The sequence below is a fragment of the Streptomyces sp. NBC_00631 genome (genome assembly GCF_045206895.1).
Classification (GTDB): domain Bacteria; phylum Actinomycetota; class Actinomycetes; order Streptomycetales; family Streptomycetaceae; genus Streptomyces.
Map to the genome: position 1 here is coordinate 223951 of NZ_CP107734.1, position 16185 is coordinate 240135.

Here is a 16185-nt window from a genome sequence, read left to right on the forward strand (position 1 = left end):
CGCCATCCCTCGACGTGATCCGCTTCTCTCGGCTGGTCCTCACGTTTGCTTCTGAGGTCTAAGGCCGTCGAGGAGGATGTCCAGGAGCCGATCGGTTGTGACCGCGTGGCCAGACTGGTGCGCGACGGTGAAGATCCCGATCAGGCAGGCTGCAACCTCTTCGGCGGTGACGTCGGGCCGGAGATCCCCCGCAGTGCGGCCTGCGTCGAGGATCGTTGATATCGCGTTCAGAAGCCCGTCCCTGGTTTGGGCGTGGCCGACCGCGCCGGACTCGATCAGGGTCGGGAGGGTGTCGAGCATGCCGTTCTTCGTCGCGATCCAGTTGCCGAAGAGGTCCATCCAGCGTCGCATCGCAACGGCCGGGGCCACGTCGGCGAGCAAGTCCCGCGCGCCGCTCGTCAGGCGGATGACCTGGTCGCGGTAGACGGCCTCCACGAGGGACTCGCGGGTCGGGAAGTGACGGTAGAGCGTTGCGATGCCGACGCTGGCCTCGCGGGCGATAGCACGCATGGACGTCTCGGCGTCAGGCGAGGCGAGCACGCGCGTGGCGACTTCAAGCAGCTGTTCGCGGTTGCGGGCGGCGTCGGCCCGCGTCGCCCGCGGCTTTGAACTCGTCAAACGGATCACGCTCCGGTTATGCTGGATTCCATAAGCGGAGCATAGTCCGTTTTAGGTGACTCCAGGAATCACGAGGAAGCGAGCAAGACATGCAGCAACACGGTGACGCACTCCGAGACGGTGCGAGCAGGGCTGTCCTGCTCGATTCGTTCGGCGGCCCGGAGGTCATGGCCCTCAAGGAGGTGCCTGAACCTCAGGCGGGCGATGGGCAGCTCCGCGTCCGCGTGTCGGCAGCCGGCCTTAACCCGATGGACTGGTTCATGACCTCCGACGCCGAGACCGCGGCGCGGTTCGGCCTGAGCCTGCCCTGCGGGTTCGGGACCGACTACGCCGGAGTCGTCGACCAGGTCGGCGCCGGCGCGAGCGGCTACACGGTCGGCGACCGCGTGTTCGGGGCGGCCCTGTCCCGGGCGGTCGCCGACTACGTTGTCCTCGACGCGAACGGGAACATCGCGAGCGGCATCGCCCACCACACTCCGGATGGCGTCGACGACCGCACGGCCGCCACGCTCTCGATCGCGGGCAGCACCGCGTCCGCCGCTCTCGACGTCCTTGGCCTCGGCCCGGACGACACGGTGCTGGTCGGCGGCGCGGGCGGCGGGGTCGGCGTGTTCGCAGTCCAGCTGGCGCGGATCGCGGGTGCGCGCGTCATCGGGACCGGCTCGCCGTCATCGGCGGAGTATCTGCGCAGCCTCGGCGCAGAACCGGTCGCCTACGGAGAGGGCCTGGCCGACAGGGTCCGGAACCTCGGTGCGGGCTCTGTCACCGCTGCGCTGGACCTGCACGGGACGGACACGGTGCACGTCGCTCGCGAGCTGGAAGTTCCGGACGACCGCATCTGCACAATTGCGGGCCAGGTCGACGGCGTTCCCGCCGCCAACGGCGCCAACGCCGCGCCCGACGCGCTCGAGAACATCGCGCGCCTTGTCGCGGCCGGCCGTCTGTCTGTACCCATCGCAGCGACCTACCCAGTCGAAGATGTCCGCGCGGCCGTCGAGCTCCAGGCGGCCCGACACGTCCGCGGCAAGGTCGTCATCGACCTCCTGCCTCAGCCCTAACAGCGCGTGCCCAGCCCAGGATCGGCCGACGCGGTACGCAGACACCCCCTTGAACCCCGTCCCCTGCAGAGCTCCTCGTGCCCCACCCCAATGCCCGGCTGACCGTTCACGGCAGACGGCTCCTGGTCGACCGGGTCCGCTCTGGCCGCCCTGTCGCGCATGTGGCCGACGAAATGGGCATCTCCCGCGCCACGGCCCACAAGTGGGTGCGCCGCTGGCGAGCCGAGGGCGACGCGGGCCTGTACGACCGCACAAGCCGCCCCTTGACCACCCCGCACCGCACCTCGGCCGACCTCGAAGCCCAGATTTGTGCACTGCGGCGCGAGCGGAAACTGGGGCCCGCCCGGATCGGCCCGATTCTGGGCGTACCCGCCTCGACAGTCCACCGTGTCCTGACCCGCTACGGCATGAACCGGCTCCGCTGGATGGACCGGCCCACCGGCCACGTCATCCGCCGCTACGAACGCGAACGGCCCGGCGAGCTCATCCATGTCGACATCAAGAAGCTCGGCAACATCCCCGAAGGCGGCGGCCACCGCATCATGCCGCGCCAGCAGGGCATCGCCAACCGGCAGGCCGCCACCGGTGTCCGCAGGAACGGGCATCCCGTGATCGGCTACAGCTTCGTCCACACCGCTTTCGACGACCACTCCCGGCTCGCCTACAGCGAGGTCCTGACGAACGAACGCAAGGAAACCGCCGCTGCGTTCTGGCTGCGCGCGAACGCCTTCTTCCTGGCACACGGCATCAACGTCGAGCGAGTCCTGACCGACAACGGTTCCTGCTACAGGTCCAGGCTGTTCGCCCAGACTTTGAGCACCGCAGGCATCGCCCACAAGCGCACCCGGCCGTATCGCCCGCAGACGAACGGCAAGGTTGAGCGGCTGAATCGCACCCTGCTCGAGGAGTGGGCGTACGTGCGCCCGTCCTCCAGCAGCGCCGAGCGCACCGAGGCCCTGGCGGACTTCCTCCATACCTACAACCACCACCGGTGCCACACCGCACTCGGCGGGCAGCCACCCATAAGTCGAGTCAACAACCCTCGGGGTCAATACAGCTAGTACGGCGATGCGTTTGATGGGCATGGCTCAGCGCCTCTACTTGGGCCTGCGGGGGGACGAGCCGCGGTTAGAAGCGGCATGTGGGTGTGTGATGAGGTTGTGCCGGGAGTCTTCTGTGAGAAAGCAGTCCCCACGCGCCCCTGTGTCCAGGGACTTTCCGGGATGCGGCCGGTGCAGACCCTGCCGCGCCGGCCTGTCCACGCAGCCTCGATCACACCACCGTCGCGAGAACACCGACGTGTACGCCCATGGTGAAGGCGAGCCTTTGCAGGCCTTGGCCGACGGCAGTATCGCTGGTCACGCGGGGCGGTGGTCCGTGGCGGAAGGACGGAACGAGGAGGGCGCGGACGGTCCGGCCGCCGTCCGTGCCGGGGACGGCGGTGAAGCCGCCCTGGTAGAGGGTGGTGCGTTCCCGCGTGCCGACCAGGACCCGGCCGGTGCCGTGGGGCCGGCTCTGGGTCGCCCGAGTGCTCACGTGACGCTGGAGACGACCCCGCAGAGCCGGCGGCGGCATCCTTCCGACTCATCGCCCGCATGGCCGGCTCTCATCCGGAGCTGGCGCAGGTCCTGCCCTGTCTGGAGCGAGTCATGGCCACCGGCCGATTCGCCGACGCCACCCTCTCAGCGAGCTGTCGGCCATGGGCGGAGTTCTCATGTTCCTCGTGGCGGTGAGAAGTGCCCGCCCCGACCTTGCTGCAGGAAAGGCCGTTTCGAAAAGGGACACGATGATCCTGGGCATGCCGGGCGTGCCATGTGACGAGGTCCGGGGCCGGTGCCCCGCTGCCTACTGCCGGCGACGAGTGAAGGGGGGCGCTGTCGATTGCCCTCAAGGGCCACTCGGCGCGGCCTGTTCAAGTCGCCGCCCGATGCGGTAGGGCTCCGCACCCCGACCTGTTCGGAAACGATGCATCCGGCCAGTCGTCCGCCCTCGCGGACGTCCCGGTGCCCGGCATCGCCGATGGGAAGCTCCTCGACAGCCTGCTGGGAATTGGCCCGGAGTCCGGTGAGTCCTCGCTGAGTGCTGTCGGCGCGAACGGCCCCGGTGGTACCGGGGTACCACCGGGGCGCCGAAGATTCCCCCGTGGTCCCAGGGTTGGGGACTCCCGCGCTCGTAGCTTCGAACTGCAGACACCGCGGCACGTCCGCCGCCGAGTACGAAGCCTTGAAAGGCCCATTCCTATGATCGAAGCACGTGAGCTGACAAAGCGATACGGCGACAAGACCGTCGTCGACAACCTGAGCTTCACCGTCAAGCCGGGCGAGGTGACCGGCTTCCTCGGCCCGAACGGCGCCGGCAAGTCCACCACCATGCGCATGATCGTCGGTCTGGATGCCCCCACCAGGGGCTCGGTCACCGTCAACGGCCGCGCCTACGCCAAACAGAAGGCGCCGCTGCACGAAATCGGCGTCCTGCTGGAAGCCAAGGCCGTCCATCCCGGGCGCAGCGCGTTCAACCACCTCATGGCGCTCGCGTACACCCACGGCATTCCGCGCCGCCGGGTTGACGAGGTTATCGAGCTGGCCGGGCTGACCAGCGTGGCCGGCAAGCGCGTCGGTGCCTTCTCGCTCGGCATGGGCCAGCGGCTCGGCATCGCCTCCGCGCTCCTCGGCGACCCGGCGACCATCATGCTCGACGAACCGGTCAACGGCCTCGACCCCGAGGGCGTGCTCTGGGTCCGCAACCTGCTGCGCCAACTCGCCGACGAGGGCCGGGCCGTGATGCTCTCCTCGCACCTGATGAGCGAGATGGCGCTGGTCGCCGACCATCTGGTGATCATCGGACGCGGCCGGCTGCTCGCCGACACCACCGTCGACGACTTCACCCAGCAGGCCGGTGGCGGCGGCGTGAAGGTTGCCACCGACGAGGCCGCCAAGCTGCGCTCCCTGCTGGCCGGCCCCGATGTCACGATCACCTCCTCCTCCGCCGAGGAACTGCTGGTCTCCGGGCGAGACGCCCGCGAGATCGGGGCGATCGCCGCCCAGCACGGGGTGGCGCTGCACGAACTCACCCCGCAGGCCGTCTCGTTGGAGGCGGCGTTCATGGACCTCACCCGCGATGTCGTCGAGTACCAGAGTGCTCCGGCCGGCACCGAACGAAAGGCAGCCTGATGCCTAGCACCACACTACGCCGCAGCCAGCGTCCCGGCAGGCGCACGAACCTCTCCGCGGCGCCCGATCCCCACACGTCCACCACGCGATACAAGGTGACCGGCCCGCGGGTGCTGCGCTCGGAGTGGGCCAAGTTCTGGTCGCTGCGCTCCAGTTGGATCACCCTGGGCGTCGCCGTGTTCCTGCTGGTCCTCTTCGGGGCGATCGCCTCCTACACGTACAGTCCCGGTGCCACCGCGGCCGGCGGGCCCGGTGGGGGGAGCGGCAGCGGCGACAGTGACGCAGTGAGCCTGGCCCTGACCGGCGTGTCCTTCGCGTCGCTGGCCGTGGGCGTGCTCGGGGTGCTGTTGTCGGCGGGCGAGTACAGCACCGGCATGATCCGGTCCTCGCTCGCCGCGGTCCCGCGGCGGCTGCCGGTGCTGTGGTCGAAGGCCGCCGTGATCGGTCCGATCGCCCTGGTCCTCACCACGCTCGGCGCGCTGGCCGCGTTCGGCCTCGGCGCCCCCGGGCTCGATGGCGAGAAGATCGCCCTGTCCCTGGGCGACGACGGCGTACTGCGCAGCCTGGCCGGCGCCGGCGTCTATCTCGGTCTGGTCGCCGTCTTCGGCGTGGCCCTGGGCGTGCTGCTGCGCAACTCCGCGGGAGCCATCGCGGCCTTGGTCGGCATCCTGCTCATCCTCCCCGGCCTGGCGTCCCTGCTACCGGACTCCTGGTACGACACGCTCAACCCCTACTTCCCCAGCAACGCGGGCTCGGCCGTCTACGCCCTGCACCAGTCCTCGGGCTCCCTCTCACCAGGGGCGGGCCTAGCGGTCTTCGCCGGCTGGGTGGCGCTCGCACTCGCCGGTGCGGCTTACCGGCTCGTCAAGTCCGACGTCTGACCTGAGCACGAGGACAATGGTGGCCATGAGTCCGCACCGCACAGCAGCCGCCGCGGATGCGGCCGGGGGGACGGCGGCAGGCCCGCCGTCCCTCGGATTCGACGCAGCGTGGGCGCACCCGCTCCTGGGACGGCTGCTGCGCGGCCAGAACCGGCAGCGACGGCTGGACCGCCGATATCCGTGGGTCCTCGACACCGCGGTGGTGCTGGCCATCGCCCTGATCAGTCTCCCCGCCCTGCTCGCGGGCGACCGCACCCCACCTTTCGGGGACACGAGCGTCCGTGAGCAGCTGCCCTTCGGCGTCCTCCTGGCCTTCGTCGCCGCCCTCGTCGTTCCCCTCTGGTGGCGCCGCAAGGCCCCGGGCGTCACGTACTTCGTGATCGCGTCGGTGTCCCTCGTCCAGTGGTCGTGGGGTGTCTGGCTGCCGGCCTGCGTCGGCGCGCTCATCGCCCTGTGCACCCTGGCCCGCAACGGTTCGTTGCGGGTGCTGGGCTGGGCTGCCGCTCTGACCGCGGGCGAGGCGGTGCTTGCCGTCTTCGTCCTGATACCGATCGAGCATCCGCTGACCGGCACCTTCTTCCTGCTGGGCACGGTGACGGCGGCCATCGCCATCGGCCTGACACTCCGTATCCGACAGATGTATCTGGCGGCTCTGGAGGACCGCGCCAGACGGCTGGAGATCGAGCAGGAACAGCGGGTCCAACTCACCAAGGCCGCGGAGCGCTCCCGGGTCGCCCGCGAGATGCACGACATCGTCGGCCACAACCTCTCCGTGATGGTCAGCCTCGCCGACGGCGCCGCGACCCTCGCCGCCACCCGCGGCGAGAAGTCCGCCGAAGCCCTGCGCATCCTCGGCGACACCGGCCGCCAGGCCATGAGCGAACTGCGCCGGGTCCTGGGAGTCCTGCGCGAGGAACAGGACGACGAACGGATGCTCAGCCCGCAGCCCGGCATTCGGGATCTGGACCCCCTGCTGGCGCGGGTGCGCGCAGCGGGCCTGCGCGTGGCCTACCGGACGGCGGGCGATCTCGACTCGCTGGGCAGCGGCCTGCAACTCACCGTGTACCGCGTCGTCCAGGAGTCCCTGACCAACACGCTCAAGCACGCGGGGACCGGCACGGCCGCCGAGGTCACCATTGCAGTCGAGGCGGGAGAAGTGCGAGTCCGGATTGCTGACACCGGCGTACCCCCCGGGACGCCCCCGCCGCCGAAGCCGACGGCACAGGACCACGGCCCCGGCCACGGTCTGGTCGGCATTCGCCAGCGGGCCGCGATGTACGGCGGCACCGTCATCATCGGACCACGCGACACCGGCCACGGCTGGCTCGTGGACGTCGTACTCGACGCAGCCTCCCCACCCGCCCCATCGGTACCGGAAACACCGGGAGAACATCTGTCATGACCACGGTGCTGATCACCGACGACCAGCCGTTGCAGCGGATGGGCGTTCGCATGCTCATCGAGGGCACACCGGGACTGGACGCGATCGGCGAGGCCGGACACGGCGCCGAGGCCGTCCGCCTGGCCGCCGAACTCCACCCCGACGTCGTCCTCATGGACATTCGTATGCCCGGCATGGACGGTATCGAGGCCACCCGCCGGATCGTCGCCGCCGGCGGCCGCACCCGCGTCCTCATCGTCACCACCTTCGACCTCGACGAGTACGCCTATGAGGGCCTTCGGGCCGGCGCCAGCGGCTTCCTGCTCAAGGATGCCCGCCCCGAGGAACTAGTGGCCGGCATCCAAGCGGTCGCCACCGGCGACGCCGTGGTGGCACCCCGCCTGACCCGGCGCCTGCTGGACGCCTACGCCCACCAGGTCCTCGCACCGGTCGGCGCCACCGCCCCCGAGGACCCCCGGCTGCGGCCGCTCAGCGACCGCGAACGCGAGGTCCTCGTCGCCATCGGCCAGGGCTGGACGAACACGGAGATCGCCGAACGGCTCGTCCTCACCGAGTCCACCGTCAAGAAGCACGTCGGCCGCGTCCTCGCCAAGATCGGCGCCCGCGACCGCATCCAGGCCGTGATCATGGCGTACGACACGGGGCTGGTCAGGGCCAAGCCATAGTCCCGGGAGGGCCAGGCCGAAATGCCTGGCGCGATACACATGCGCGAGCTGTGTCATGTGTCGGAGACGCCGTCATCGCCGTCGGCCCGACCCGCACGCTCGTCGACGCCGCCCGCCACCAGCGCACGAGGTGTGCCGCGAGCGTGACCTCAGCCTCGGCATCCGCGATATGAGCCGACGTGTCGAGTGGGCCCCCGATCGGCGTAGTCCTCGCGGTACCCGCCGGTCACCACTGCCGAACTGCTGGTGCTGGCGGGTCTGTCGGCCTCGGCTGGTCGGTGAGCAGCGGGAGGAGGACCCGGAAAGTGGCGCCCCGGCCAGGGGCCGAGTCGACCTCCACGTGTCCGGCATGTGCGGTCACCAGGGACTGGACGATGGACAGGCCGAGGCCGGCACCGCCGGTGGCACGGTTGCGGGAGGCGTCCGCGCGGTAGAAACGCTCGAAGATACGGCTGCTCTGATCAGGGGTGAGCCCCGGCCCCTCGTCGGTGACCTCCAGAACGGCATGGCCACCGACCGTGCCAACGCCGATCCGCAGGGGCGTACCGGGCGGTGTATGGGTTACCGCGTTGCCGACCAGGTTGGTGACAACCTGGCGCAGCCGGGCCTCGTCGGCGAGAGCCGGTGCGGGCGCGGGCGGTCCGTCACCGGCGGGGCCGGTGAGAGTGACGGCGCGGGCCGCGTCCAGGGCGCGTACGTCGTGCAGGGCGTCAGCGGCGAGGGTGCGCAGATCGGCGGGAGCGAGGTCGAGGCCCCGTGGAACATCGGGCACGGTACCGCCGGTGTTCCCTGTGTTCTTCAGCGTGTGTTCGTCGAGGCGGGCCAGCATCAGCATGTCCTCGACGAGCCGGGTGAGGCGTTCGGACTCACGGGCGATGCGGGACATCGTGGCGTCGATATCCTCGCGTTCGGCGAGGGCACCCATGCGGTACAGGTCGGTCAAGCCCTTGATGCCGGCGAGCGGGGTGCGCAGCTCGTGGCTTGCATCGGCGACGAACCGGCTCATCCGCGCCTCGGACTCGGCGCGGGCGGCGAAGGCGGTCTCAAGCTGTGCCAGCATGCCGTTCAACGCGGCCGCCAGACGGCCCAACTCCGTCCTCGGATCCGCGAGTTCGGGTACCTGGCGGGAAAGGTCGCCGCCCGCGATCTCGGCGGCGGTCTGCTCGACGCGGGACAGCGGACGCAGCCCGGAGCGGACCGCGAACCAGCCCGCCACCGCCAGGACCGCCAGCAGGCCCAGTCCGGTGGTCCGGTAGTTCTGCCACATGCGACCCACCGTGCCGTCCACCTGGTCCATCGATGTCGCCACGACCACGCTGCCGGAGCCACTCGACGTCGTCACCGTGGTCCCGGACAGTTCGGCAAGCGTCACTCTGGACACGGCGAGCACCCGCCAGCGTGCGTGGCCCTTCGTGCTGTCGACGGTGAACGGTCGGCCGCTGTGGGCGGCGACCGCAGCCGTGTCCAGCCGGGGAAGGGCCGGGCCCCGCATGTTCCTCGTCCGGTTCGCTGCCGCGAGCGAGTCGATGCTGCTCTCGACGGTGCCGTCCTCCGCGACGTACGTGATGACGGTGTTACCGAGGACGTCCGTGCTGGAGTCCGGCAGCCCCGCCGACGGCTTCCGCTCAGCGCCCCGCTCCGCCGCCCTCGGCGGCAGTGCCGCGAACACCTGGACCGTTGCGCGGAGTTGTGAGTCGACGCGATCCGCCATGTAACCACGCAGGGCGTTTCCGGTGAGCAGGGCGAACGCCGTGAACCCGGCCGCCAGCAGGGCGACGGCCAGCAGCAGCACCCGGCTGCGCAGGGACGCGCGCGCCCACAGCGCACGGACACGGCGGGGCCCGGTCACGGCTTCGGTCCACGCAGCACGTAGCCCACACCGTGCACGGTGTGGATGAGCCTGGGACCGCCGTTGTCCATCTTGCGGCGCAGATAGCTGATGTAGGTGTCGACGATCCCGGTGTCGCCGTTGAAGTCGTAGTTCCATACGCGTCCGAGGATCTGCGGCTTGGAGACCGTGCGCCCGGAGTTCTTCATCAGGTAGTGCAGCAGCCGGAATTCGGTGGGTGACAGGCGCAAGGGCTCGCCCGCGCGAGTCGCCTGGACGCCGTCGGCGTCGAGTTCCAGGTCGGCCACGCGCAGCAGCGCGGTGGGGTCGCCGCTGGTGCGGCGCAGCACGGCGCGGATGCGGGCGATCAGCTCCTGGAGATCGAACGGCTTGGTCACGTAGTCGTCGCCGCCCAGACCCAGCCCCTCGATCTTGTCCTGGGTCGCGTCCCGGGCGGTGAGGAACACAACCGGGATGTGTCCGGTCCGAGGCGCTGTCGCCGGGAGGTGCTGCTCGCGCAGCCGACGGATCACCTCGAAGCCGTCCAGGTCGGGAAGCATCACATCCAGCAGCACCAGATGCGGCGAGACCTCCCGCGCCCGGTCCAGGGCCTCCTGGCCCGTCGCCGCCGCGACCACGGTGAAACCGGCGTGCCGGAGGGCCGCGCACAGCAGTTCCCGTACGGTGGGCTCGTCGTCCACGACCAGAAGGTTCACGCCGGTGGAGACCATCGCGTCGAGGTCGTTTTCGACGCCCGCGCCAGGCGGGGCAGAACGCTCAACAGATGTCAAAACGAACCTCCATTCGACGACTGGGGACACGCTCCGGCCCCGACGGAATCGCGGGACACGGCAGAAGGCGCGACCGACAACAGCCGGGATCCTGCCGGGCAGGCTACGCAGGCGCGCTGACCTCAGCCTACAAAGCCTTCCGTCAGCGCGATCCACGGCCACTGCGAACCGCGGACAGCAGGCTTCCGGCGAACCCGGCCAGCGCGCCGGCGAGCAACCCGAAGACGACCGTCCGCAGCACACTGCCGCTCAGCTCGGCCCGCATTCCTCCCATTTGGCTACCTAGCATGCTGACACCGAAATGCCCGGACGCCGCCACGAGAAAAGCCGCCATGCCCAGGACGACGGCCGTGACCACAGCGAACCGCTCTGCCATGCCGAGGTGCCGAGCCAGCGGTCCCCGGTAGTGGAGCAGCGAGAGCTTGTGCCCGGGCTGTGTGGCCCGGGCCGCGCGGTAGGCGCAGACAAGCAGGATGAGGCCGGTCACCGCGAGGGCCGCGAGCCACAGCGGCCATCCACCCGCCGTCAAGGACCTCAAGTGTTCCGTACGGTCGGGCTGCTGGGTGTTGCCCATTCCACTCGTCCCACCCGCGCCGCCCATGAGGGAGGCCAGCGCGTTGCCGCTGCCGTCGCTGCGCACCGGATGCATCCCGGCTGTCCACGAAGAGCCGACACCCAGTGTCAGGAACACCGCCAGGGCGTTCGGGACGAGCAACAGTGCCGCGCCCGCCGCTGAGCCGACCCGGCCACCGACCACCGCGCCGAGGAGCGCCAGAGCCACAAGCGGTACGGCCACGAGAACGAGGATCGTGCGGACGACAGCCGAGACGCTCGGACCCCAGGCGGTGCGTAGTCCGTCCAGTGCACCGCCCAGTGGCAGCCGCACCCGGCGGCTGATGAGGCATCCCGCGCCGATCACGACAGCCACCCACAGGAGCGCGCCAAAGCCTGCCGACCCCGCCCCCACGTGGTACGCCATCGCCGACTGGCTACCTGTACCGCCTCCGCCCAGGCCGCCACTCGCGCCGCCGAGGCCTCCGGCGGACTGGCCGCCGCCGGTTCCTCCCATCCCAGTCATCGCCGACGCGGGCACGTTGACCGATCCCTGTGCGAGGCCGGCCACGATCATGAGGGTGACCAGCGCCGCGGAGCCCGCTCCGGCCGCCCGCACAGCCAGTTCACCGCCGGTGAACCGCCGTTGCCGCTCCTGACGCAGCCGCCGGGAGAACGCGAACCACAGCACGACAGTGCCGACCAGCGTGACTCCGAGCGGCACCACATCAGCCGCACCGCTCATCGACGGTCCCATGCCGCCACCACCGCCGAACAGGGAACCCATCCCGCCCATCGACCCGAAGTCCCCAGCGCCATCCGAACCGGCGCCGGCCGAACCCGCGGCGGCCGAGCCGCCGACAGCCATGGCCGTCAAGGCCATCGTCAACGACCACAGTGATCCGAAGGAACCCGCGTCGAGCAGCGAGAGTGCCAGCAAGGACACGGCCGCCATGGCGGCCACTGCGCACAACGCGGCCATCGCCCCTTCCATCGAGTTCTGCCACGGGCCGATGAACTGCACCGGCGCGGTGCGGCGTTGGGACGGCGGGCTCGTGTGAGGGCGTGGATCGACACCGCGCCTGGTCCGGACACGGGACGTGGTGGCAGCCATACAGGAACACTCCGCTTCAGCTCGCGGGGAGCACGCGGCGCCGTTCGGGGGAGTTACGGCGCCGCGTGCCCTGGGGACCCCGCACACGCTGGCGGTTCCGGGTACGACGTTCCCGAGAGGTTCTGGGAGGTTTCTGAGAAACGGAGGGAAAAGGCGCAGGTCACGAAGGCTCACGGCCGAAGCGACGGCGCTAGTCTCAGAAATTTCCCAGAACCTCACGGGTTCCTGGCGGGCGGCACACACGTGGGACTCGGCCGTCGCCGTCGGGACAATCGAGCCCCACGCCTTACCTGGGCTCAGACAGCGGTACGGGCCACTACCAGGTCCAGGGCGATGTCGGTGATCATGTCCTCCTGGCTTCCGACCATCTTGCGCCGTCCGGCCTCCTCGAGGATCGCACGAGTGTCGAGCCCGTAGCGACAGGCGGCGGTCGGCGTGGCGCAGGAAGCTGGAGTACACGCCGGTGTACCCGAGGGTCGGCGTCTCGCGGTCCCCCGGGCTTCGCGGTCCTGGAGAGTGCGTACGAGGGACAACTCGGAGTCGTGCTCCCCGCCCATCAGGTCGGCGACCGCGACGAACGCCTCCAGCGGGCAGTTGCCCGCCCCGGCGCCCTGACCGGCGGGGGAGGCGTCGACGGGGGGACACCGTTCTCGACGGTGACGACCGAGTCGGCCACGCCCAGACCGAGGTTGTGATGGGCGTGGATACCGAGCCCGGTCGCGGGGTCGAGGACGTCGCGGCGAGCGCGGTCGCGGACGCGGTAGCGGACGCCATCCATGGTCAGTCGACCGCCGAAGTCAGTGACGTAGACGCAGGGAGCGCCGCAGGACTCCATCAGCTTCGCCCGCCGCTCCACTTCGGCGGGCTCGGCCATGTGGACGCCTCCCACCGCATGGCCGTCACCATCGCGACCGAAACCGGCCGCAACCTCCTGCCGAGGCCGACAGACCCGCCAGCACCAGCAGTTCGGCAGTGGTGACGGGGTCCTCCTCCCGCTGCTCACTCCCCCCAGGTAAAGGGCTTCGCGGTCAGACCGTCGGTGGAGACGTTCTTCATGGATCGCAGGGCGGTACCGACCGACTTCCGGTCGATCTTTCCCTTGATACCCTTGAGTGCGGTGACGAACAGCTTTGCCGCCGTGTAGCCGGACTCGGCCGTACTGTCCAGTGAGAAGCCGTGTTCCTTCTGCAAGTCGCGGAATTCCTCCAGGGCGCTGGTGTCCAGGCTCCAGGGCAGGAATTCGCTGTTGGACCAGTAGCCGCTGGTGCGCACCGAGTTGGCCACCTTCTCCGTGTAGCCGGTGCCCAGGCCCAGCCACACGATGGAGCCGTTGGTCAGGCCCTGGTTGGCCGCGGCCTGCATGAGGCTGACGTAGGTCGCCGAGGTGCCGCCCAGGAGCACGGCCTTGCAGCCGTTCTGTCTGACCTGGGTGAGGATGGGCGTCAGGTCGCCGCCGTTCCACGACAGCACCTTGCGGAGTTCGCGGCCGGTGAGTTTCTTCAGGATGCGCTGGAAGTTGTTCAGCGCTTTGTTGCTGTCCTCCCGGCTGTTCCACATGGTGCACACGTCCTCTCCGCCGAGGTTCTTCATCAGGAAGTACGAGGAGACAGCCAGGCTCAGCTTCGGGCCGCTGTTGAGCGGGGTGGCATAGGGGGTGTTCCAGCAGGCCGAGTCAGCCGACTGGCCTTCGAGCGCGTAGACCTTGTTGCCGGCCACCAGGCGGCCGACCTGGGTGCAATTCCGGCGACGATCGTGATGCCGAAACTGCGGAATTCGCCGATGAGCGCCGCTGCCAGAGCCGGAATGGTGACGGAGCCCAGGCTGGAGACATCGCTCTGCTGCGTTGGCGCGACCAGGATCACGGCGAGCGCGGCCAGAGCTCCGCCGAAGGCCCACAGCCCGACACTCAGACTCCGCACCGGCGCCCCCAAGCAGCTCCGCGGTGGGCGCGCGCTCCGCCATCGCCCGAAGCCACACTCCCGGTCGGCTGAAGCGAAGCAGCCCCCACACGCCAGTTCCTGTGACGGCAGCCAAGGCCGGCGCCAGCAGGGTGTTGGCACTGACCACCACCGAGGCGGGGAAGACGAGACTGTCCGTCCCGTACACCCGAAGCGCCAGCGCGGAGAAGCTGACGGCACAGGCGATCGTGACGGCGGAGCGGATGAGCAGGGACTTGTCGGCGAACCACTTGGCCATCAGCCAGCCGACGGCGCCGGCGATGGCGGCGCTGAGCAGCAGCCCGGCAGGCAGAGCCAGCCACATCGACCGCCCCGACTCGACCCACCCCTGGAACAGCACCGCACCGAAGACGCCGATTGCTCCCCGGGTCAGGCTGAGCACCCCGCCCATCTGATACAGCAGCACCAGGCCCACACCGATGAGCGCATAGGCGGCGTGAGGGCAGGCAGCTGGACGAAGTGAAGAAGCTGCGCCGCACCGAGGCGGAACGCGCGGCCGAGACTCTCGGAGCGGACATCCGCTTCCTCGACGCCGGCGACTACCCCCTCGTCGAGTCCCGTGAGCTGGTCGATTCGCTGGTGCGGATCTACCGCGAGACGGCTCCGACCGTGGTCTTGACCCACACCGTGGCGGACCCCTACAACGCGGACCACCCCGCGGCAGCACGTACGGCCCTGCAGGCCCGCATTCTGGCCCAGGCGCTCGGCTACGAGGCACCGGGTGAACCCCTCGGCGCGCCGCCCGTGTTCAGCTTCGAGCCGCACCAACCGGAGATGTCGCAGTTCCGGCCGGATGTGCTGCTGGACATCACGGAGGTCTACGAGACCAAGCGCGCAGCCATGCGCAGCTCGCCCGCACAGCAGCACCTGTGGTCCTACTACGAGGACCTCGCCCAGCGCCGCGGTGTGCAGTTGCGGCGCAACGCCGGGCCGAATCTCGGACTGCCGCACGAGACGAAGGCCGAGGCCTTCACGCGCCACTTCCCCCACGTCACGGACCGGCTGTCGTGAAGGCCGTCGTCGTCACCGACCCGCCCAAGGCCTCACTCGACGACGCCGACCGGCTCTCCGCGTGCGGACTCTCCACCGTGCACGAAGCCTGCGGCCGCCGCGGCTATCTGGGGCCTCGCATGCGCCCGGTCTGGCCGGGCGCCCGCATCGCCGGCACAGCCGTCACCGCGCTGTGCTGGCCCGGCGACAACTGGATGATCCACGTCGCCGTCGAGCAGTGCGGTCCGGGCGGCACTCTGGTCGTGGCGACCAACTCACCGTGCAGCGACGGCCTCTTCGGTGAGCTGCTCGCCACCTCTCTTGGCGCCCGGGGGGTGCGAGGCGTGGTTCTCGCCTGCGGGGCACGCGATGTCGCCGAGCTGCAGGCCATGGGTTTCCCGGCCTGGTCGACCGCGGTCAGCGCCCAGGGCTCGGTCAAGGCGACGCTCGGCTCGGTCAACGGCCCCGTCGTGGTCGAGGGCCAGCTCGTCCATCCGGGCGATGTGATCGTGGCCGACGACGGGGTGGTCTGCGTAGCCCGGGCCGATGTTCCGCGCGCCGTGACAGTTTCCCAGGCACGCCTGGAGCGGGAAGAGCGCAACCGCAAGCGTTTCCAGGCCGGTGAGCTCGGCCTGGACGTCTACGGGATGCGGGGCGAACTGCAGCGCCTCGGCCTGCGCTACATCAACCACCGTGAGTGGGCCGCGGGTGAGGACGTATGAGCTCCGCGCGGGGCGGTGTGCCTTGTGTGTGGATGCGGGGCGGCACGTCGAAGGGTGCCTACTTCCTGGCCCGTGACCTGCCGTCCGACGGCGCCGTGCGGGACGATCTGCTGCTGCGCATCATGGGCACTCCGGACCCGCTGCAGATCGACGGTCTCGGCGGGGCCACCTCGCTCACCAGCAAGGTGGCCGTGGTGTCCCCCTCCGATCTGCCCGGTGTCGACGTCGACTACCTCTGAGTGAGGACGAGTTCTGCGAACCGAACCAGCGGTTCACGGCCGCCGGGTCGCCGGTTTCGGTCTTGCTCGGGGAAAGGACCGTTTGTGCGAGCCGCTCGACGTCCGGGTCAGGCTCGGCTCACATGTGGCGACGGGCAAGCCCGCGGTGGCCGCCCCGCTTCTCCCGGGACGGTGAAGCGGGGAGCTAGATACTAAGG

13 protein-coding genes and 3 pseudogenes are annotated in these 16185 nt (G+C 69.9%); 9 read left to right on the top strand and 7 right to left on the bottom strand.

All coding sequences use genetic code 11. From position 1 onward, the window contains the following. Window positions 1-39: 39 nt before the first annotated feature. Window positions 40-627, bottom strand: a complete 588-nt coding sequence (locus OHB00_RS01190; RefSeq protein ID WP_406430327.1) for a TetR/AcrR family transcriptional regulator — start codon at window positions 625-627, stop codon at window positions 40-42. Window positions 628-707: 80 nt separating this feature from the next. On the opposite strand from OHB00_RS01190, the gene OHB00_RS01195 reads away from it, so the two are divergent. Continuing rightward, complete coding sequence (locus OHB00_RS01195) at window positions 708-1676, top strand: NADP-dependent oxidoreductase (RefSeq protein WP_406430329.1); 969 nt, start codon at window positions 708-710, stop codon at window positions 1674-1676. A gap of 77 nt (window positions 1677-1753) precedes the next feature. Next, complete coding sequence (locus OHB00_RS01200; protein WP_406430331.1) at window positions 1754-2737, top strand: IS481 family transposase; 984 nt, start codon at window positions 1754-1756, stop codon at window positions 2735-2737. Window positions 2738-2948: 211 nt separating this feature from the next. On the opposite strand, the gene OHB00_RS01205 is transcribed toward OHB00_RS01200, so the two are convergent. After that, window positions 2949-3212, bottom strand: coding sequence for a hypothetical protein (locus OHB00_RS01205; RefSeq protein ID WP_406430333.1), 264 nt, complete (start codon window positions 3210-3212; stop codon window positions 2949-2951). 704 nt (window positions 3213-3916) lie between these two features. On the opposite strand from OHB00_RS01205, the gene OHB00_RS01210 reads away from it, so the two are divergent. The 4 genes from OHB00_RS01210 to OHB00_RS01225 are packed head-to-tail and all read left to right on the top strand — an operon-like array spanning window position 3917 to window position 7794. After that, window positions 3917-4846 carry an ABC transporter ATP-binding protein gene (locus OHB00_RS01210; RefSeq protein WP_406430335.1) on the top strand — a complete coding sequence of 310 codons (930 nt, stop codon included), beginning with the start codon at window positions 3917-3919 and terminating at the stop codon, window positions 4844-4846. Continuing rightward, entirely contained in the window at window positions 4846-5727 is an 882-nt protein-coding gene (locus OHB00_RS01215) for an ABC transporter permease (protein ID WP_406430337.1), read from the top strand. The genes OHB00_RS01210 and OHB00_RS01215 overlap by 1 nt, the downstream gene beginning before the upstream one ends. Window positions 5728-5752: 25 nt before the next feature. Further along, entirely contained in the window at window positions 5753-7129 is a 1377-nt protein-coding gene (locus OHB00_RS01220; RefSeq protein ID WP_406430339.1) for a sensor histidine kinase, read from the top strand. Further along, window positions 7126-7794, top strand: coding sequence for a response regulator (locus OHB00_RS01225; protein ID WP_406430341.1), 669 nt, complete (start codon window positions 7126-7128; stop codon window positions 7792-7794). The genes OHB00_RS01220 and OHB00_RS01225 overlap by 4 nt, the downstream gene beginning before the upstream one ends. 226 nt (window positions 7795-8020) lie before the next feature. On the opposite strand, the gene OHB00_RS01230 is transcribed toward OHB00_RS01225, so the two are convergent. The 5 genes and pseudogenes from OHB00_RS01230 to OHB00_RS01250 form a co-directional block, all read right to left on the bottom strand. Further along, window positions 8021-9643: a sensor histidine kinase gene (locus tag OHB00_RS01230; RefSeq protein WP_406430343.1), complete on the bottom strand. Its 1623-nt coding sequence runs from the start codon at window positions 9641-9643 to the stop codon at window positions 8021-8023. Beyond that, window positions 9640-10353 (bottom strand): response regulator transcription factor, encoded by a 714-nt coding sequence (locus OHB00_RS01235; protein ID WP_406445557.1) that lies wholly within the window; start codon window positions 10351-10353, stop codon window positions 9640-9642. The genes OHB00_RS01230 and OHB00_RS01235 overlap by 4 nt, the downstream gene beginning before the upstream one ends. Before the next feature lie 202 nt (window positions 10354-10555). Beyond that, window positions 10556-11920, bottom strand: a complete 1365-nt coding sequence (locus OHB00_RS01240) for a streptophobe family protein (protein WP_406430345.1) — start codon at window positions 11918-11920, stop codon at window positions 10556-10558. Between the two features lie 455 nt (window positions 11921-12375). Then, window positions 12376-12956: pseudogene (locus OHB00_RS01245) on the bottom strand (4-hydroxy-2-oxovalerate aldolase); the annotation flags it as partial. A gap of 122 nt (window positions 12957-13078) precedes the next feature. After that, window positions 13079-14458, bottom strand: coding sequence for an ABC transporter substrate-binding protein (locus OHB00_RS01250; RefSeq protein WP_406445558.1), 1380 nt, complete (start codon window positions 14456-14458; stop codon window positions 13079-13081). A 14-nt stretch (window positions 14459-14472) separates the two neighbouring features. On the opposite strand from OHB00_RS01250, the pseudogene OHB00_RS01255 reads away from it, so the two are divergent. The 3 genes and pseudogenes from OHB00_RS01255 to OHB00_RS01265 form a co-directional block, all read left to right on the top strand. After that, a pseudogene (locus OHB00_RS01255) lies at window positions 14473-15048 on the top strand (PIG-L deacetylase family protein); the annotation flags it as partial. Next, entirely contained in the window at window positions 15045-15749 is a 705-nt protein-coding gene (locus tag OHB00_RS01260; protein WP_406430347.1) for a 4-carboxy-4-hydroxy-2-oxoadipate aldolase/oxaloacetate decarboxylase, read from the top strand. The pseudogene OHB00_RS01255 and the gene OHB00_RS01260, both read left to right, overlap by 4 nt. After that, window positions 15746-15985: pseudogene (locus OHB00_RS01265) on the top strand (PrpF domain-containing protein); the annotation flags it as partial. The gene OHB00_RS01260 and the pseudogene OHB00_RS01265, both read left to right, overlap by 4 nt. Between the last annotated feature and the right edge of the window lie 200 nt (window positions 15986-16185).